At 52.0% G+C, this 16,678-nt stretch carries 16 protein-coding genes; 8 read left to right on the top strand and 8 right to left on the bottom strand.

The window, feature by feature from the left end; genetic code table 11:
- Positions 1 to 367: 367 nt before the first annotated feature.
- Entirely contained in the window at positions 368 to 877 is a 510-nt protein-coding gene (locus BLR64_RS01650) for a GNAT family N-acetyltransferase (protein ID WP_244157577.1), read from the bottom strand.
- 206 nt (positions 878 to 1,083) lie between these two features.
- On the opposite strand from BLR64_RS01650, the gene BLR64_RS01645 reads away from it, so the two are divergent.
- Positions 1,084 to 1,317: a ferredoxin gene (locus BLR64_RS01645; RefSeq protein ID WP_090711524.1), complete on the top strand. Its 234-nt coding sequence runs from the start codon at positions 1,084 to 1,086 to the stop codon at positions 1,315 to 1,317.
- Positions 1,318 to 1,352: 35 nt separating this feature from the next.
- Here BLR64_RS01645 and BLR64_RS01640 read toward each other — a convergent pair whose 3' ends face one another.
- The gene (locus tag BLR64_RS01640) at positions 1,353 to 1,625 is read right to left on the bottom strand and encodes a hypothetical protein (RefSeq protein WP_090711522.1); all 273 of its coding nucleotides are present in this window, start codon (positions 1,623 to 1,625) and stop codon (positions 1,353 to 1,355) included.
- 37 nt (positions 1,626 to 1,662) lie between these two features.
- Between BLR64_RS01640 and BLR64_RS01635 the strand changes: the two genes are divergently transcribed.
- On the top strand, positions 1,663 to 2,442 hold the full coding sequence (locus BLR64_RS01635; RefSeq protein ID WP_090711520.1) for a helix-turn-helix transcriptional regulator: 780 nt from the start codon (positions 1,663 to 1,665) through the stop codon (positions 2,440 to 2,442).
- Here BLR64_RS01635 and BLR64_RS01630 read toward each other — a convergent pair.
- Positions 2,408 to 5,260, bottom strand: coding sequence for a glycosyl hydrolase 115 family protein (locus BLR64_RS01630; protein ID WP_090711518.1), 2,853 nt, complete (start codon positions 5,258 to 5,260; stop codon positions 2,408 to 2,410). The two genes, BLR64_RS01635 and BLR64_RS01630, sit on opposite strands and share 35 nt — an antisense overlap.
- 263 nt (positions 5,261 to 5,523) lie before the next feature.
- On the opposite strand from BLR64_RS01630, the gene BLR64_RS01625 reads away from it, so the two are divergent.
- Positions 5,524 to 7,263 carry an SGNH/GDSL hydrolase family protein gene (locus BLR64_RS01625; RefSeq protein ID WP_090711516.1) on the top strand — a complete coding sequence of 580 codons (1,740 nt, stop codon included), beginning with the start codon at positions 5,524 to 5,526 and terminating at the stop codon, positions 7,261 to 7,263.
- Between the two features lie 438 nt (positions 7,264 to 7,701).
- On the opposite strand, the gene BLR64_RS01615 is transcribed toward BLR64_RS01625, so the two are convergent.
- A complete protein-coding gene (locus BLR64_RS01615) occupies positions 7,702 to 8,289 on the bottom strand; it encodes a TetR/AcrR family transcriptional regulator (RefSeq protein ID WP_090711577.1) in 588 nt (195 codons plus the stop codon).
- A gap of 141 nt (positions 8,290 to 8,430) precedes the next feature.
- Here BLR64_RS01615 and BLR64_RS01610 point away from each other — a divergent pair, with 141 nt between their 5' ends.
- Positions 8,431 to 8,982 carry a hypothetical protein gene (locus BLR64_RS01610; RefSeq protein WP_090711512.1) on the top strand — a complete coding sequence of 184 codons (552 nt, stop codon included), beginning with the start codon at positions 8,431 to 8,433 and terminating at the stop codon, positions 8,980 to 8,982.
- 122 nt (positions 8,983 to 9,104) lie between these two features.
- Here BLR64_RS01610 and BLR64_RS01605 read toward each other — a convergent pair whose 3' ends face one another.
- A complete protein-coding gene (locus BLR64_RS01605; protein ID WP_090711510.1) occupies positions 9,105 to 10,346 on the bottom strand; it encodes an RICIN domain-containing protein in 1,242 nt (413 codons plus the stop codon).
- Positions 10,347 to 10,647: 301 nt separating this feature from the next.
- Between BLR64_RS01605 and BLR64_RS01600 the strand changes: the two genes are divergently transcribed.
- The 3 genes from BLR64_RS01600 to BLR64_RS01590 all read left to right on the top strand — a co-directional run bounded on the left by BLR64_RS01600 (position 10,648) and on the right by BLR64_RS01590 (position 13,698).
- The gene (locus BLR64_RS01600; RefSeq protein ID WP_090711508.1) at positions 10,648 to 11,496 is read left to right on the top strand and encodes a sugar phosphate isomerase/epimerase family protein; all 849 of its coding nucleotides are present in this window, start codon (positions 10,648 to 10,650) and stop codon (positions 11,494 to 11,496) included.
- An 83-nt stretch (positions 11,497 to 11,579) separates the two neighbouring features.
- Positions 11,580 to 12,290, top strand: a complete 711-nt coding sequence (locus BLR64_RS01595) for a response regulator transcription factor (protein WP_090711506.1) — start codon at positions 11,580 to 11,582, stop codon at positions 12,288 to 12,290.
- Positions 12,271 to 13,698, top strand: a complete 1,428-nt coding sequence (locus BLR64_RS01590) for a sensor histidine kinase (protein WP_090711504.1) — start codon at positions 12,271 to 12,273, stop codon at positions 13,696 to 13,698. The genes BLR64_RS01595 and BLR64_RS01590 overlap by 20 nt, the downstream gene beginning before the upstream one ends.
- A gap of 84 nt (positions 13,699 to 13,782) precedes the next feature.
- On the opposite strand, the gene BLR64_RS01585 is transcribed toward BLR64_RS01590, so the two are convergent.
- The 3 genes from BLR64_RS01585 to rhaM all read right to left on the bottom strand — a co-directional run bounded on the left by BLR64_RS01585 (position 13,783) and on the right by rhaM (position 15,926).
- Positions 13,783 to 14,130, bottom strand: a complete 348-nt coding sequence (locus BLR64_RS01585; RefSeq protein WP_090711502.1) for an Asp23/Gls24 family envelope stress response protein — start codon at positions 14,128 to 14,130, stop codon at positions 13,783 to 13,785.
- Positions 14,131 to 14,158: 28 nt separating this feature from the next.
- Positions 14,159 to 15,253 (bottom strand): AI-2E family transporter, encoded by a 1,095-nt coding sequence (locus tag BLR64_RS01580; protein ID WP_090711500.1) that lies wholly within the window; start codon positions 15,251 to 15,253, stop codon positions 14,159 to 14,161.
- 358 nt (positions 15,254 to 15,611) lie between these two features.
- Positions 15,612 to 15,926: an L-rhamnose mutarotase gene (gene rhaM, locus BLR64_RS01575; RefSeq protein WP_090711498.1), complete on the bottom strand. Its 315-nt coding sequence runs from the start codon at positions 15,924 to 15,926 to the stop codon at positions 15,612 to 15,614.
- A gap of 302 nt (positions 15,927 to 16,228) precedes the next feature.
- Here rhaM and BLR64_RS01570 point away from each other — a divergent pair, with 302 nt between their 5' ends.
- Positions 16,229 to 16,627: a cytidine deaminase gene (locus BLR64_RS01570; protein WP_090711496.1), complete on the top strand. Its 399-nt coding sequence runs from the start codon at positions 16,229 to 16,231 to the stop codon at positions 16,625 to 16,627.
- Positions 16,628 to 16,678 lie beyond the last annotated feature (51 nt).

Raw genomic sequence — 16,678 nt, 5'->3', positions numbered from 1 at the left:
TCACTGCATTATCTTTCAAACCATGCCGTTCCCTCTACGCCGGAGGGTTCTTCGCTGTTGTACCAAGTTCTTTACAGCTTCCATGGCCTTCGTCCAGTTTAGCGAGACTCGGCTCCCTCTTTTCCCCTTTGCAGGGCCTTTTTGACGACGCGGCAGGATTCACTTGATGTTGCGGCCTGGGTTGTTGCTCGCCCGGTCTCTGACCGGTACTTTTGTCGATGCGCTTTTACACACAGATTTCGCCATGCGCAAGCATCCTAGCTACAAGAGTGGCTTGGCCCCTCTCTTGGTTGGACTTGCACCAACTAGATAATGCGTGCCTCTGGGCACGCCTACACCAAAAAAGCAGCCCATTGGGGGCTGCCCTTCATAATAGAGGCCGTTCCATGACCAGGAATTCCATACTGTTATTTCCGCCGGTTCTTTCAAAGCTCCCGGTCAGCCCGAATCCGGCTTTCCGGTACAGTGCAGCCGCCCTCAGATTAAAGGCAGCTACCGTGAGCCTTAGCTTCGCGGGTGCATATTGCTGCTCCGCAAAAGTAATGCCGGCTCGCAGAAAATCCATTCCTTGTCCGGCACCGGTATATTCCGGCTTCATGCCGAGGCCGATATCCAATACATTATCCCCAGAGTACAAACCTTGTTCTGCCCCTCCCCGAACACGTGCATTGCCCCCGTAACAGAAAAAACCGGCCAGCTGGTTCCCCGGTAAAGTAACAGCATAATAGCTGCCATCCTGCAGCTCCAGAAGACCCGCCCGATCATCCCCTATATCGTACAGGTCGTAAGGCGGCTCATATTTCCATCCGCTAATCTCCCTGGCATCCTGCTCCTCCATCTGTCTAAGCACATAACGTAAACTATTGCTGCCTGTCATCTGACATTGTCACCCCGGCAATTTATTAATTACTGCTGAGGCAACTGTATAGCAATGCATACGATCCGTCAACAAAGACGTCACAAAAGAAACGCTATAACAGCAGGTTTCCGGCATATCCAGGCATATAAAGCGCTTTATTACATATATATCCCACTAGACAAAACATTCATTTGTCTTTACAAGTCATAAGGAGGCTTGAGAAAATGTTCACATTCGCCAGTGTTAATCAGGAGGAATGCATTGCCTGCGGTGCCTGTAATTCGGCGGCTCCGGATATCTTTGATCTGGATGACAGCGGAATTGCTTCGGTCATTTTTGCAGGAGACAACAACCGAGGTGTTACCGCTATCGCCGAGGAGCTGCAGGAGGAGCTGCAGGACGCAATAGACAGCTGTCCGACCCAGTGCATCCAGCTGTCCGATGCCCCATTTGCTTAGGAAATCCGCTGCTGTCCCTGTTAATCATTGAAAAGTCATTGAAACCATGACCCGACGATAGTGTTGAACGGCTTGTAAATCATTATAACGAGCAGAAGCGGACTCGGGAGTTTCACCTGCAGCAAGGCCCGCTTATTGATCTGAGACACAGCATCCTTCATCCGCTCGATAAACCGCTCCTCCGTCTTCTTTTCCAGCTCAAGAATAACCCGATCCGTCTCAAGTTGGTCTGTGCCCTGCACTTCCTGAACATTGCAGATCGCCTGGACCTCTACCCCGTTCAGGGAAACGCTTGTCCCGGGGTTCATGAGGCGCTATGATTGAACCGGAGGAGGCTAGTCAAGCATGGATATCAATCAGTACGAGCAGCTGGTGCCGGATGTTTTTCTCTTTGTCGACCGGAAGTGCTTTGAAGGCTGGGGAATCGGCCGGAGTACCATCGACTTTCATGATCTCACTTTTATCGTTGAAGGCAAGGCCAACTATTATATCAACGGAGTCCAGTACACGGTAGAGGCCGGTGATCTGCTGTATGCGCCTGCGGGCAGCATCCGTGAGGCCCATACCTTCAAAGATGCGCCGATGCATTCCTTCGCGTTCAACTTCTTCTGGCTGGGCGGGCACAATGAGGTGCAGCTTCCTTTTGAGACGGTGACCCGCAACTGGAGAACGAAAGAAATTATGGATGACATACGCGATTTCTCCCATGTATGGATGGGGAAGCACCCTCTCTACCGGATGAAAGCGAGAGCTGTTTTTCAGCAGATCATCTACCGTCTGCTGGTTATTGCACACCATCAGCAGACCCCGTTTATGGATCCCCGGATTCAGAAGGCAACCGCCTTTATTATGGATCACTATGCGGAAGAAATCACGATCGGCGAGCTTGCCGCACCGGCCGGGCTGAACCCTGAATATATGGGCAAGCTGTTCAAGCAGAACACCGGTGTGGCCTTGAAGGAATACATCAACCGGGTTAGGGCCAATAATGCCGAAATGCTGCTGTCTGCCGGCGGCTTCAATGTCTCCGAAGTCGCCGCCCACTGCGGCTACCGGGATGCCGCATACTTCAGCAATGTATTCAAACAGATCAAAGGCTATCCTCCGTCAGCTCTGCTGAAGTGATGTAGCTTTCCTCCGGCCCAAGATAAGAATACGGCAGCGGGCCGGCGGACAGCACGAGCTTCTGCAGCACCAGCCCGGCATCCAGCCCATAGAAACGCAGTGTATGGACACCTTTTGATAAGGTGTGGGTGGTGACGGTAACATGGATGTTATTCATTACCGCCCGGCACCAGGGCCCATTATTATGATTGCCGCCTTCAAAGCCCGGAGGCAGAGCATCGGCGATGACAGGATTGTGACCTTCAAAGCCTGCTGCATACTTCAAGCCGCTGACCGGCGAGAGGTGATTCGTCGGTGCAACGTAGGCCGTCAGGCTGTATTCGCCGTCCCGCCGGACGAATACCCGGTACTCCAGGTAAGGCGATTGCGCCGGTTCACTGAAGGCTACAGTTTCCGGGTACATTTTGACTGAGGATAAAGTCTTTCCATAGCTGCTGATCTTCTTCCATTCCACCCCGTCTGCCGAAATGCGATTAACGGTATGCTCCGCCTCAATGGATATAACATGATGCGTTTCAACAAAGGTCCCCCGCGGCACCCCGCTCAGATCAATCCAGTCTATCTCTGCACGGACCGTAACCGCGCCTTCGGCTCCGCTGATAACAATTTCGCCGCTGCATGCCCCCTGCACCTTATCCCAGTCAACGGATACGGTGATTGTCTCTCCCGTCTCGATCCAGCCGCAGGGAAGGTCCAGCCTGATCCAGTCCGCACTGACTGCCGCTTCATAGGCAAAGCCCGTGTCCCCGCCATTGCTGACCGTAACGGTATAAGCCTCCCTCTGTAGATTCGTAAAAACCGGCAGAGCCGCTGTTCCTGAAGTATACCCCTGCCCCGTGCCCTGCACATCGACGATCATAAGCGGTCCTTTTACCGGTACCACTGCTGCCGCCTGCGGATAACTCCATCCTGCCGCATCCCAGTTGACATAGCCGACATGTGCCGAGCTCATCATGCCACGCCATTTTCCGCCGGATATTCCGTTGTTATACGTCTGCTCCAGCTGTTTGTCCCGTTCGATGGCTTCCGCTGTCAGGCCTGCATACGTATTTGCAATAACGCTCCCCCGCTCTGCATAGAGCCGGCTAAGCCCTGCATACACTTGCATTTGCAGAACGTTAGCCGAAGCCGCAGCGGGAAAATAGACGAGCTGAAAATAAGCATCCTGCAGCCGTTCGGGGATAAGCCGGTTATACCTCTCTGTTGCTTCCACAAGCTTGCCAGCCTGCTCCAGCACCCGCCGTGCCTCATTATAATGCTCGAAGCTGAAGGTATCCGGCCGGATAATTTCCGGCTTGCGCCGCCCGTTCATCCTTGTGTAATCCGCCAGTATCCCGGCAATTCCGCACACAGCCGCTTCATCTGCAGCATGGCCGAACTGCTGCCGCACCCAACGCTCCGTATATTCTTTTGTCCTGTTCATCGCGGCCGTTCCCCAGGCTTCGAAATCATAAGCCAAATCAAGAAAGTAAGATACGGGCAGCTCCATCGGCTTCAAATCCCCGACATTCACAATCCACACATCCCGGATGCCGTAATCATAAGCCATACTCATCTGCTCCCAGACCTTCTCCAGAGGAGTCGTATTCACCCATTCGTAGGAATGCGGACCGCCGTGATAATCCAGATGATAGTACATCCCCCAGCCGGCGCTGCGGTGCTGCTCCTGACCCGCCGGGATTTTGCGGAGGTTGCCGAAATTATCATCTGACAGCAGAATGGTCACATCATTCAGAACCTCCCAGTCCTTCAGCCCCTCCGCTTCAGCCGTGCCGTACCAGTACTTCTCCACCTCTTTATAGACGGCCAGAACCTGCGGTGCCTGCTCAAGCCCGTACCGCTTAAGCAGTTCTTTTTGCGTGAGGATGATCTCCTTCAGCAGTTCAATGTTTTCCTGGTCGCTGCCTTCCAGCGCCGAATCACTTTCGCCCCGCATGCCCAGCGTAATCAGGTTCGGAAAATCTTTATTCCTCCTGATGCCGTCCTCCCAAAAGGCGGTGATCGCCTCCCGGTTCCGGGCAAAATCCCACAGATTGCTTGTTCCGTAATCCTTATACACTCTCTGCCATTCACTTCCGGCCCGGAACAGCGGCTCGTGATGCGAGGTACCCATGATGATGCCGTACTCCTTGGCAAGCTCAGCATTCGCAAGCGGATGACTCTTCCCGTTCACACTGAACTCAGCGCTCCACATCGCCGGCCACAGATAATTGCCCTTCAGCCTGAGAAGCAGCTCAAAGATTTTTTCATAGAAAGCTTCGTTGAAATCCCCGAACGCCCCGGTTACCCAGGAACCGAGCGAAGGCCAGTCATCATTCAGAAAAAATCCCCGGTATTTGACTGAAGGCTCTTTGGAGCTGACATCCAGCTTACGATCCGGCAGGTCCAGCAGTGTTCTTCGCTCAGGCATGACATCGGCAAAATAAACCCACGGGCTCACTCCCATCATTTCAGAGACAGCGTAGGTCCCGTAAATAGTCCCCCGTTTGTCGCTGCCTGCGATAACCAGTGCCTGCTGCACTCCGTCACACGGATGCTCAATCCGCTGAATTCTGTAGCATTCCCGTTTACCTTGAATGGCGGATACATCCAACTTTCCCGCGGCAATCCATTCATCGATCAGCCGGCTTCTGCCGGCGGTTCCAATAACGATAGCAGTGCTGCCCAGCTCTCCGGGTTCAGTGACTATATCCGGCCTTGTTCCGGTTACCAGTTCTATATCTGCGGCAAAGGATTCCGCGACCCGGCGCAAGCCTCCATCGTATTCTGCTGCGTCCAGATATATTCCTGCCGCTGTTCCCCGCTCCACAACGATCATTGATTCCTCTTCCTTCCGTGTCGGCTTTTTAGGCTATTCAGGCACATTATATAAGTTAAGCGGTTACAGCAGCCATGTGTAAACCAGATACTTCTTGTAATTAACCGATATGATTTGTCATAAAAGAGCTCTAATGGAGCGGGAATGCATTTCGGGAAAGGCCGAATTCTGATAAAATGCAGGCATTGTATGGCGCACGTGCCCCCTTATACCGAACATAATTGTAGCGCCTTCAAAATATCAGCCGTGAGGATGATCATTACATGTCAGATTCAATAAGCTCAACCGACAGCTGCACCACCGGCAACGGCCCCAGAGCTCCTAAAGATCCTGCAGAGCGCAGAAACGGATTTTTTGTGCTGTTTGAAACGCAAATTGAAGCAACCGCGCGCCCTTCGGGCAAGCCTTCACAGGAGGTTTATCTGGAGGGCAGCTATCTGATTGATAAGGCCAAATATATCGGCGGGGTTGAGGACGAGGACATACTGTCCCTGCTTGGAACCTGTGCGGGATTCCGCAAGCTCGTCCATAGCATCGGAATATCTGTAAAAGCGGAGGATAGCCGGAGCGGTGTCTCCTTTCTGCTGCAGAACTGGGGAAAAACAGACAAATTTACATCCGGCACCTGCCTTCAGGTCCCCTGTCCGGCGGACGGGACTGAGCTTATTTTGCAGCTGGATCAGATCGAATGGTCGGCAGACGATGACGTCCCGGGCAAATTCGCTTTTGAGTTTGACGAGGCGGGCAGGCTGGCGGTGGCGAGTATTATTTTTTATCTGAATGACGGGTATACCGCACCTGAGCTGACCCCGGAAACGCCGGTAGCCTTCGGTTCGGAACCTTACCGGGAGATGATTGCGCGCTCCCTGATGCACCAGGGAAATAACGTGCGTCTGAAGGCTGCCATAGACAAAGCCTCCCGCGGAGAGGATGTTACGATTGCCTATATCGGAGGCTCCATTACCCAGGGTGCGGGAGCCAAACCGATCCATAGTGAGTGTTATGCCTATCAGTCCTATTTAGGATTTAAAGCGCTGTACGGTAAAGACGGAGGCGGGAATGTTCATTTTATCAAAGCCGGGGTTGGCGGCACTCCGTCCGAGCTTGGAATTATCCGCTATGATCGCGATGTGCTCAGAGATGGCGCTGTCCGGCCGGATATCGTTATTGTCGAATTTGCCGTCAACGACGCGGGGGATGAAACCAGGGGCAACTGCTATGAAAGCCTGTGTCTGAAGATATTGTCTGCCGATAACCAGCCTGCGGTCGTGCTGCTGTTCAGCGTTTTTGTGAATGACTGGAACCTTCAGGAGCGGCTCTCCCCTGTCGGACTCCGCTACAACCTCCCGATGGTAAGCATCAAGGATGCGGTAACAGAACAGTTCAAGCTGACCAAGGCCGGTGGAAATACGATCTCTAAAAGACAGTTTTTCTACGATATCTATCATCCAACCGGCGACGGGCACCGGGTCATGGCGGATTGCCTGATCCATCTGTTCACACAGGCTGCTGAGGCGCTGGCAGATGCTGAAGATATTGACCTTACAGTGCCGCCGGCCATCGGGAATGACTTTACAGGGATACGCCTTCTGGACCGCTCATATACCTTAAGCAGCGTACAGATCGAACCGGGCAGCTTCACAGCGTCTGATACGGACCTGCAGATGGTAGAGCTGGATGACAATCCGCACGGGACGCCGGAGTTCCCCTATAACTGGATGCGTCCGGAGGGAGGCGGAGCTGAGCCTTTCAGGCTGACAATAACGAGTAAAATCCTCATTCTGGTATTCAAGGATTCCGGCAGCGCAAGCTTCGGCAAAGCCGAAATCCGCTTGGACGGCAAGCAAGTGCTCACCGCCGACCCGCATGAGAACAACTGGACCCACTGCAATGCAGTCATTGTCTACCAGCAGGAGACCAGCGGCGAGCATACGGTGGAAATCACCATGTCCGGCGGCGACCAGGACAAGTGCTTTACGATCCTTGGGTTTGGGTATTGCTGACGACGATGGATGTGCAGATGAAAGCGGGATATTGAGGGATGGGATATTGAGGAGGGGATACGGAGCCGGATAGGTATGTGGTGTATGGTGTGTGGCGCGTGGTGTGTGGTGTGGTGCGTGGTGCGTGGTGTGTGGTGTGTGGCGTGTGGCTTGTGGTGTGTGGTGCGTGGCGCGTGGTGTGTGTTGCGTGGCGCGTGGTGTGTGCGTGGTGCGTGCTTTATACGTAGTAATATGGGGCGGGGTAGTTAAGTAACTGTTTCCTTCCTCTCGCTTGTTCCAGCCGGATCAAAGGGATTTTTCCCTTTGATTCCTCTCTCCCGCTGATTTCCACCACAATCAAGGGGATTTTTCCCTTTGATTTCTCTCTCCCGCTCGTTCCCGCCTCTATCAAAGGAATTATTCCCTTTCCTGCCGTTCTCTCCCGCCGCACCGGCTGCCCTACTCCCTGCAGATCGAATCCATGTGGCTGTGCAGCACGCGAAGGATCCGCTCTCTGTCGAGGCGCTTGGGCTCCAGCAGCGCGTGCAGAGCCAAGCCGTCAAGCAGCGCGTACAATCGCTCTGCTTCGATGTCCATATCCAGCTCCTCCCGCAGTAATCCTTCCTTCTTCAGATGGCCGAGCAGATTGACGATCCCCGGGTAGATGCCATCGTTCAGCCCGCCATAATCCTCCCCCGCATATTTATGGTGAAACACAAACGCGAACCAGACCTCCATTTCCGCCATTGAATTTTCATCTAAAGGAAGCAGCTCCATAAGCACCCTGGTTACCAGCTCTTTTGGCGGCAAGCCGAGTGCCATAACATCTCTGATCCGGGCATTGGCCCGGTCGCTGACAAGCTTCATGGCAAAAGCAAGCAGCTCATGCTGTGTAGTGAAATAATGACGCAGGGCCCCAAGCGAAACGCCGGCCTCCTGCGCGATTTTGCGTACCGTAGCCCCCTTCATGCCCTCTTTCAGGATGACACGCCAGGTAGCTTCGGCAATATGTGATTTCCGCTCTGAATGATCGACTAATTTGGGCATGTCCGTATTGTAGCATACAGCAAACTTCCGCTGCAATTTAAATAATACAGTTGTATTATTTAAAACCTGCTGTTATAATCTCCTTAATTAAATCTGTTCTACATTTATTCCCATAATCTATTTGCGTATGTGAGGTGCGATATGAATGTTGTAGCATGGGCCATTGTTGCCTGTGAAATCCTGTTCTGGGTTGTCATTATTACCGGTCTGAGCGTACGTTACCTCTTCAAACGCAAGAGGCTGGGCCTCTTCTTTCTTGCTCTGACTCCGCTGCTGGATCTTGTTCTGCTGGTTATTGCAGGAGTTGACCTGTCTAACGGTGCAACAGCTACCGTTGCCCATGCGCTCGCGGCTGTCTATATTTCCGTTTCTGTTGTTTTTGGCAAAAGCATGATCCGCTGGGCAGACGAACGCTTCCGTTACTATGTCACCAGGCAAGGCCCGCCCCCGCTCAAACGCACCGGCCGTGACCATGCGCTCCATTACTTCAAAAGCTGGCTGCTGCATCTGTTAGCTTTTCTGCTGGGAGCCGGGCTCCTCTACGGTCTGATTGTCTGGATTGATGACCCGTCCCGAACAGAAGCCTTGCAGAGTATTCTCAGCCTCTGGACAATCGTTGTCGGCATTGATCTGCTGATCGCGGGCTCATATTTCCTCTGGCCGCGCAAAGAAAAGACGAAAATATCGGCTTAACAAGACTGCCGTATAAACAGCGAAAAAACACACCGCCCGGTGTGTTTTTTCGTAAACAGGCCTGCTGCCGCTAAATCGAGCGAAACTTTTCAGCCAAGCAGTACCCTTTTCCCTAAACTGCCTCAGTTCACCTTGGTCAATGCCCATTTCTGCGCATCCGTTCCGTTATCGGTCCACTGCTGCACAGCCGCACCGTCGGCTGTTGAGGAGCCGGATACATCCACCGCCAGGCCGCTCACCTTGGAAATCAGCTTGTAGTAGCCTCCGCCAGCATCGACAATCCGCCATCTTTGCGCATCCGTCCCGTTATCGTTCCACTGCTGCAGCTGAACGCCCGTAGCTGTGGAGGAGTTCGGAACATCGAGCACTTTTCCGCTGTGTACAGCTGTAAGCTTGTAGTATCCGTCACCCGTACTGTCTACCCGGAACTGCTGGTTGGCAGCAGTATAATTGGTCCATTGATGGATTTTGGCGCCGGCTGCCGTGGACACGTCCACCACATCCATGACCTTACCGCTTGCCTTGGAGGCAAAAGTGTACACGCCCCCGCTGACAATGCTGGCCGATGAAGCCGCCTGATAGACCCGTACATAATCCACCAGCATCTGCGCCGGGAATGCAGTTGAGGCATTAGGGCTGCCCGGCCAGTTGCCGCCCACCGCTAGGTTCAGCAGCAGGAAGAACGGTTTCTGGAATTCCTCTGTGTTGCCGGTGTTATTTTCAATATAAAACTCATTGAACAGGCTGCCGTCCACGTACCATCTGATGTATTTGGCATCCCACTCGACACTGTACACATGATACTGGGAGAAATCGAGATTGCCCGACACCTTGCCGTACTCGGCATGGCCGTTGGCATCCCAATGAACGGTACCGTTAACATAAGCGTTGTTATTCACCCGTTCCATAATGTCGATCTCACCGCTTTTCGGCCAGCCAATTGTATCTATATTGGAGCCGAGCATCCAGAAGGCCGGCCAGATGCCCTGGCCTGAAGGCAGCTTCATCCGGGCTTCGATTTTTCCGTAGGTGAAGCTCTTTTTGCCCTGCGTCTTGATCCGGGCCGAAGTGTAGCTGCTGCCGTTGTACGATTCCTTCTGGGCCGTAATAACCAGATTCCCGCCCGTCACCTGCAGGTTCTGCGAACGGTTCGTATAATACTGGAGCTCGTTATTCCCCCAGCCGCTGCTGCCGGTACCGATTTCGGCAGTCCAGTCCGCCGTATTCAGCGACGTTCCGTTGAACTCATCGCTCCACACCAGGTTCCAGCTTGCTGCGGCATCGGCCGCTTTTCCTGCCGGAAATAACGTAATCAGAAGTGCAAAAGTCATAAACAGCGCTGCCCATTTCCTTCTACGCATCATATTCCTCCTAAAGTTTTCGGATAGCTGCTTATTTCAATACACGCCGCGCGTAACGTGCCTTTGAAATCATTGCGACAGCGGGAGCTGCGGTAACGAAACCGCTTTATTTCCACCCCCTTTGCATTCTATATCCTTTCCGGCGACAATATGACAGCAATCCGGCCAAGGCTGTCCACCCGGCTTGTTGACAATGCTTTGGCAGGAGCATAGATTTAAGAAGATCGGCGAAGTGCCTGCTTACCCAAATTTTGAAAGCGATTTATCCGCATAAAACATTCCATTTTTACAAGGAGAAACAGCGATGAAGCTATCTGTATTCTATGAGCATATCCGTGAAGCAGCCGGCCAGAGCAGCATGAGCCTGGAGGAAATCTGTACACTCGTCAAAAGCTTCGGAATTGACGCACTCGAGCTGGACGCAGACCGCTTTAAGGCAGAGGAAGACTCTATCCTGAGCCTGATTACGAAGACCGGACTGACGGTAAGCTGCATGTACGGCTTTTTTGACTTTGGCCACATCACCAGCAGTGAAGTGAAGGAGCAGATCACCTCCTTTCTGTCTATGGCCAGAAGGGCCGGGGCTTCGCGTGTGCTGGTTATTCCGGGCTTTCTGGAGTCGCATGAAACGGACCCGGCTTCCAGAGAATATCAGCAATGTGTGCAGTCAATGAAGGATAGCGTAGCCGCCATGTGCGCAGCTGCCAGGCCGCTTGGCATTACCGTTGGAATGGAGGATTTCGATGATTCCAGGGCACCGTTTGCCACAACAGCGCAGCTGCTGTCTTTTGTAGAGGAAATACCGGAGCTGTCCTGCTTCTTTGATACCGGGAATTTTCTGTACAGCGGAGAAGATGTGCTGGAAGCATACAGCCGGTGCAAGCCTTATATCGGCTATGTCCACTGCAAGGACCGGACGTTTGAGGTTCACCCGGGTGAGGAGCCCAAGCTGACCGTGGACGGCCGGGCCATGTATGCGGTACCTGCGGGAGGCGGCTGTATCCCGATGAAGGAGCTGGTTACTTACTTGCTCAAAAGCGGTTATGATGACACCTTTGTCATCGAGCATTTCGGCGCGCAGGATCAGCTGGCGTACATGAAGCAATCGGCAGAGTGGCTGCTGAACCTGAGAAAAGAGGTGCTCGGCGGATAGCCGTCGGCCAAAACTTTATCCAAACCTTAGATTGGGTTTAGAATAGATAAAGATTAGACCGCTATACTGGCCAGGGGTGATGGATTATATATACGATACTGATTGCTGATGACGAGCCTGAAATTGTTGAATTACTGCAGCTTTATCTTGAAAAAGACTACCATATTCTGAGCGCTTCCTCCGGTGTGGAGGCCCAGCAAAAAATCAGGGAGCAGCCGGTCGATCTGGCGATACTCGATATTATGATGCCGGGGATGGACGGGCTCCAGCTGCTGAAGAGCATCCGCGGATCGCACCACTTCCCCGTACTGTTCCTGTCGGCCAAAAGCCAGGATCATGACAAAATTCTGGGGCTTGAGCTTGGTGCCGACGACTATATCGCCAAGCCCTTCAATCCGCTGGAGGTTGTTGCGAGAGTGAACGCCCTGCTGCGCCGGGTCCATCATTTTGATGTGCCTGCACCTCCGCCGGAGCCCGAAGCCAAGCAGCTTGTACTCGGTGCGCTTACTCTGGATCTGAAGGAGTGTGTGCTGTATGTATCCGGCGAACCGGTAATGCTGACCTCTACCGAATACAAAATTCTCAAGCTGATGATGGAGGAGCCGGGCCGGGTCTTTACCCGCAAGCGGATTTATGAAGCTGTGTGGGAGGATTTCTACATGTACGAGGACAACAGCATCATGGTGCATATCAGCAACATCCGCGAGAAAATTGAACGTGATTCCAAAAAGCCGGAATATCTGAAAACGATCCGCGGACTTGGGTACAAAATCAATGCGCCTGCGGAAAACTAGACAGCAGCGGCCGCTGCAGGCATCGCTGGCAATTGATTTTCTGAAGTTTCTGCTCATTGTACTGTTTACAGTGATGATCATTATATTCGGCACGTATGCCTTCATGCAGCTGGATGTCGCCCAGAAGCTTCAGGATTATCAGCTTGCAGATCCGGATCTGAAGACGCAGGCCAGCCGGTATCTGGACAATCCGCAAAGCGGGCCGGAAACGGCCAAGCTGCTGCGCAGCGAAGGCTGGCTTGAGGTGCTGGACAGCAGCAAGACGGTCCGCGAGGTGATCGGCAGTAAGCATGATGAGCCGCAGGGCTATACGGAAGAGCAGCTGTACAAGCTGCTTGAGAATGATCCGGGTCAGCCTTACTACGTGTCACTGGCTGAATATCCGCAGAATGGAGCCTCAGGCTGGCTGCTGCTGAAGCTGCCCCGTGACCGCGTTGAAATTACAATTAACAGCTATGCCTTCATGACGCATTTCAATCAGTCGGTAACCTTTTATATTATGCTTGGTGCTATGCTGCTTCTGCTGCTGGTTATTACGTACAGCTATTCTGTGGCCCGCCGTATTCTGAAGCCGCTGAAAACGATTATTCAAGGACTCAAGGAAATGATCCAGGGGAATTACAGCACCCGCCTGACGGTTCATGCCGAGAAGGAATTTGAGCAGATGGCCGAAACCTTCAATTATATGGCGGACATGATTGAGCGGACCACCATTGCCAAGCAGCGGGCCGAAGACAGTAAGCAGCGGATGATTATGGATCTGTCCCATGATCTCAAAACGCCGATTACCAGTATCCAGGGCTACGCGCAGGCTTTGTACGAAGGCCGGGTTGAGGACGCCGAGCGGCAGCGGAAATATTTGCTCTACATTTACAACAAGTCTTTCCAGGTCACCAGGCTGATCCAGAATATGATGGAGCTGCTCAAGACGGACTCACCTGATTTTTTGCTGAAAATGGGCCGCCATGAGCTTGGCGATTTCCTGCGTGAGATTATTGCCGGCGCCTACGGGGAAATCGAACAGAAGCAGTTCATCCTGCGGCTTGAAGTACCCGATGACGATATCTTTGCCCAGTTCGATCCCGAGCTGCTGTCACGGGTAGTGCAGAATCTGATCGATAATGCGCTTGAGTACAATCCGCCGGGTACGACGCTGCGGGTCGGGCTGACTTCAAGGCCGGGTGCTGTAGTCATAGAAATCGCCGATAATGGAGTCGGCATCCCCAAAGAGCTGAGGTCGACCATTTTTGATCCGTTTGTGCGGGGCGATGAAGCAAGAACCGCCTCCGGCGGGACTGGCCTGGGACTCGCTATTGCCAGGAAGAATACGGAGCGGATGGGCGGAACTCTGGTCCTGACCAGCTCCAGGCAGGAAGCAACTGTGTTCACCCTCACTATATCTGAATAAAACCGCAGGCACAGCAAAAGCGGCAGCCAAGGAGAATCCTTCATCCTTGAACTGCCGCTTTTTTTCTGCTTCATGACCAGTGCATTACTGTGCTGCCACAACTCCGACCACCGTTACATTCACCACGGTTACCTGCAGCCCCGTCAGCCTTTCAATCCGGCTCTTGATGCTCTGCTGCAGGAGCTGGGCAAGCTGGTGTAGCGGAGTGCCCAGCGTAATAATCGGAGACAGGTCTACCGACAGCTCACTCCCGCTGATTTTTACCTTAATCGCTTTGTAGAATTCCTCCCGCTTTTTGCGTTTAGTACTGCCTTCCACAAGAGCCTGAACCGCCTCTGCCTCCTGGACAGCCATACCGGCTATCTTCGATATAACCTGATGTGACACCGTCAGCTTTCCTGCACAAGCTACGTCTTTTTCCGGTTGATTCATTCTGCTTCCTCCTCCAGCTCTCAAATGCCTACAGTCCCTCCCATTTCTCCTTGAGAAACAGCTGGTATGTATGCCTGGATATAATCTTGATTACCATGTACACAGGGATAATAATCAGCATACCGATAATGCCGAAGAAATTCCCAACGCCCAGTACAAGCACCGTTGTTGTAATCGGATGAATGTCGAGGCTTTTGCCAAAAACCAGCGGTGAGATAATATTATCCTGGATCTGCTGGGCAAGCAAAATGATGATGAGTGACCATAAGCCGACCATTGGCGAGACGGTCAGGCCGATGATTACGATCGGAATCGAGGAAATGATCGCTCCGAAAAAAGGAATAAAGTTCATTATGAAGGCAATCAGCGTCAGTACGAGGGCATAAGGCAGCCCGATCATTAAGAAACCAAGATACATCAGTACGCCAAGTGCCAGATTGACGATGACTCTGCTCACAATGTAGTTACTCAGTGCGCCGTCGATTTCACCTGTAATCATGCCTACCCGCTCCCGGAAACGCCTGGGTACCATTTTAACAAAGGTTTTGCCGAACTTGTCCCCTTCCTTAAGCATATAGAACAGCAGGATCGGAAAGGTGAACAGAATGATTGCCAGATTGGACACTGCTGAAAACAGTCCGGACACATAGCTGGTCAGCAAAGTAAAGCCCTGGCTCAAATAGTCATTTAACTGGGACAGCAGGCTGAAATCCTCGGGGAACAGCTTGGCGAAAAAGCCCGATTGCTGCAGCTCGGTGATTTTTTCATTTACGGAATCGAACAGCTGCGGGGCATTTTGCACCAGTGTCAGCAGCTGCGACTTCAGCGGAGGCCAAACTCCGCCAAAAAATCCGATCAGCAGTACTCCGAGTACCAGGTAGATCAACAGAATGGCCTGCGTCCGCTTCAGCTTCCAGCGCCTGATCTTCCAGCGCTCCATCAGCGGCAGCAGCGGCCGCAATAAATAATAGAAAAACACCGCCAGCAGCACCGGAATCAAAATTACTCCGGTCAGTGATTTTAACGGTTCAAAGATAAAATCGACCAATGACCCTACATATACAATGAGCAGAACCAGCAGTATGGCCTTTCCTATCGTTAAAAATTTGTTCAGCTGCTTCATCTGCCTCCTCCTGCTCCATTAACAACCTGGCAGCCGGAGCCCGCCGACTGCTGGTTTTGTTACAACTGTACCCCGGCAATCTTAATGCTGTCTAAGCTGAACCTAAAGATTAGCTAAATATTATGGAGTAGAGAAACAGTGAGGAAGGTTGAATTTATCAAGACCGTAAATCAGAGGCATTGTTACCTCTCATTTCACACACCTCATCTTATCTCCCTCCGCCTGCCACAGCACCGCCGTCCCGCTCACCCCCAATGTAAATTAGCCAGCCGAATTGTTTCAGCTGACCGATTAACACTAAGAATTTTTACATGACAAGGTCTTCTAATATAAAAGCATTCAAAGCTATACAAACCTGCTATTTCAGGTAAAAGACTTCCTTCAGGCTCTTGGACACCGGGCTGTTATCCGGATTGGTCTCCATCAGCGGCTCCATGTACACCCACCACTTCCGGCAGATCTCGGTCTGGGACATCTGATCCCACTTGGCTTCGTCCTCGATCTCCACGTAGGCAAACAGATTACCGGTTTCTTCGTCAAGAAAAATAGAATAGTTGTGTGAGCCGTGGTTTCTCAGCTCTTCAGCCATCTCCGGCCACAGCTCATCATGGCGGCGCTTGTATTCGTCATAACAATCCGGGTAAACACGCATAATGCTCGCTTTTCTAATCACTGTTCAGCACTCCAGACCTGTTTGGTTTTATAAAAAAAACATAAATGAACTATATTGAACATTATAGTAGATAAATGAACTTTTTTGAAGATAAATAAACGAAAATAAACTTCTGACAGTCAAGTTAGATTTCCATCATGAGGAAACATAGATTGGCCTTAAGACAGCGCTATACATCTGTCCACAGGTTCACATTGACAAATAATCCGCACGTCTATAATATTAGAAGTCCTGCCAGCTGTTTGCTGGCGATAAGGGGACCTGGCATTTCAGGTTCATTCTTATTGAAAAGGGTGGTTTGAATGGATAAAGAGCAATTGATGGAAAGCGCACGCAAGGTTAAAAAGGCGGCGTACATTCCCTACTCCAAATTTCCGGTCGGTGCGGCACTGCTGCTGAAGGACGGAACTGTCATTAACGGGGTTAACGTAGAAAATGTATCCTTTGGCGCAACGAATTGTGCTGAGCGGACCGCTTTTTTCACAGCAATTACTAACGGCTACTCCAAAGGTGATTTCAAGGCTATCGCTATAGCCGGTGATACGGAGGATTTCCTGCCGCCCTGCAGTATCTGCAGACAGGTAATGGCCGAATTCTGCTCGCCGGACATGCCGGTATACTTAACCAACAACAAGCAGGATATATTGGAACTGAAGCTGAGAGATTTGCTCCCCTATGCGTTTACTGATCTGGATATGTAATTAGCAACTTATAAAAAGCATGAAGCTGCGCATCTTTGCGCAGCTTTTTTT

Source organism: Paenibacillus typhae, from assembly GCF_900099765.1.
Lineage (GTDB): Bacteria > Bacillota > Bacilli > Paenibacillales > Paenibacillaceae > Paenibacillus_AQ > Paenibacillus_AQ typhae.
Note: the sequence above shows the minus strand (reverse complement) of the source record. Positions and strands in the feature narration are given on the sequence as shown.

Bases quoted from the DNA above. Each gene is read 5' to 3' on its own strand.
- BLR64_RS01585 (WP_090711502.1), bottom strand. From the start codon at position 14,130: ATGAATCAACCGGAAAAAGACGTAGCTTGTGCAGGAAAGCTGACGGTG.
- BLR64_RS01635 (WP_090711520.1), top strand. From the start codon at position 1,663: ATGGATATCAATCAGTACGAGCAGCTGGTGCCGGATGTTTTTCTCTTT.
- BLR64_RS01625 (WP_090711516.1), top strand. From the start codon at position 5,524: ATGTCAGATTCAATAAGCTCAACCGACAGCTGCACCACCGGCAACGGC.
- BLR64_RS01570 (WP_090711496.1), top strand. From the start codon at position 16,229: ATGGATAAAGAGCAATTGATGGAAAGCGCACGCAAGGTTAAAAAGGCG.
- BLR64_RS01630 (WP_090711518.1), bottom strand. From the start codon at position 5,260: ATGATCGTTGTGGAGCGGGGAACAGCGGCAGGAATATATCTGGACGCA.
- BLR64_RS01605 (WP_090711510.1), bottom strand. From the start codon at position 10,346: ATGATGCGTAGAAGGAAATGGGCAGCGCTGTTTATGACTTTTGCACTT.
- BLR64_RS01600 (WP_090711508.1), top strand. From the start codon at position 10,648: ATGAAGCTATCTGTATTCTATGAGCATATCCGTGAAGCAGCCGGCCAG.
- BLR64_RS01615 (WP_090711577.1), bottom strand. From the start codon at position 8,289: ATGCCCAAATTAGTCGATCATTCAGAGCGGAAATCACATATTGCCGAA.
- BLR64_RS01590 (WP_090711504.1), top strand. From the start codon at position 12,271: ATGCGCCTGCGGAAAACTAGACAGCAGCGGCCGCTGCAGGCATCGCTG.
- BLR64_RS01640 (WP_090711522.1), bottom strand. From the start codon at position 1,625: ATGAACCCCGGGACAAGCGTTTCCCTGAACGGGGTAGAGGTCCAGGCG.
- BLR64_RS01645 (WP_090711524.1), top strand. From the start codon at position 1,084: ATGTTCACATTCGCCAGTGTTAATCAGGAGGAATGCATTGCCTGCGGT.
- BLR64_RS01610 (WP_090711512.1), top strand. From the start codon at position 8,431: ATGAATGTTGTAGCATGGGCCATTGTTGCCTGTGAAATCCTGTTCTGG.
- BLR64_RS01650 (WP_244157577.1), bottom strand. From the start codon at position 877: ATGACAGGCAGCAATAGTTTACGTTATGTGCTTAGACAGATGGAGGAG.
- BLR64_RS01580 (WP_090711500.1), bottom strand. From the start codon at position 15,253: ATGAAGCAGCTGAACAAATTTTTAACGATAGGAAAGGCCATACTGCTG.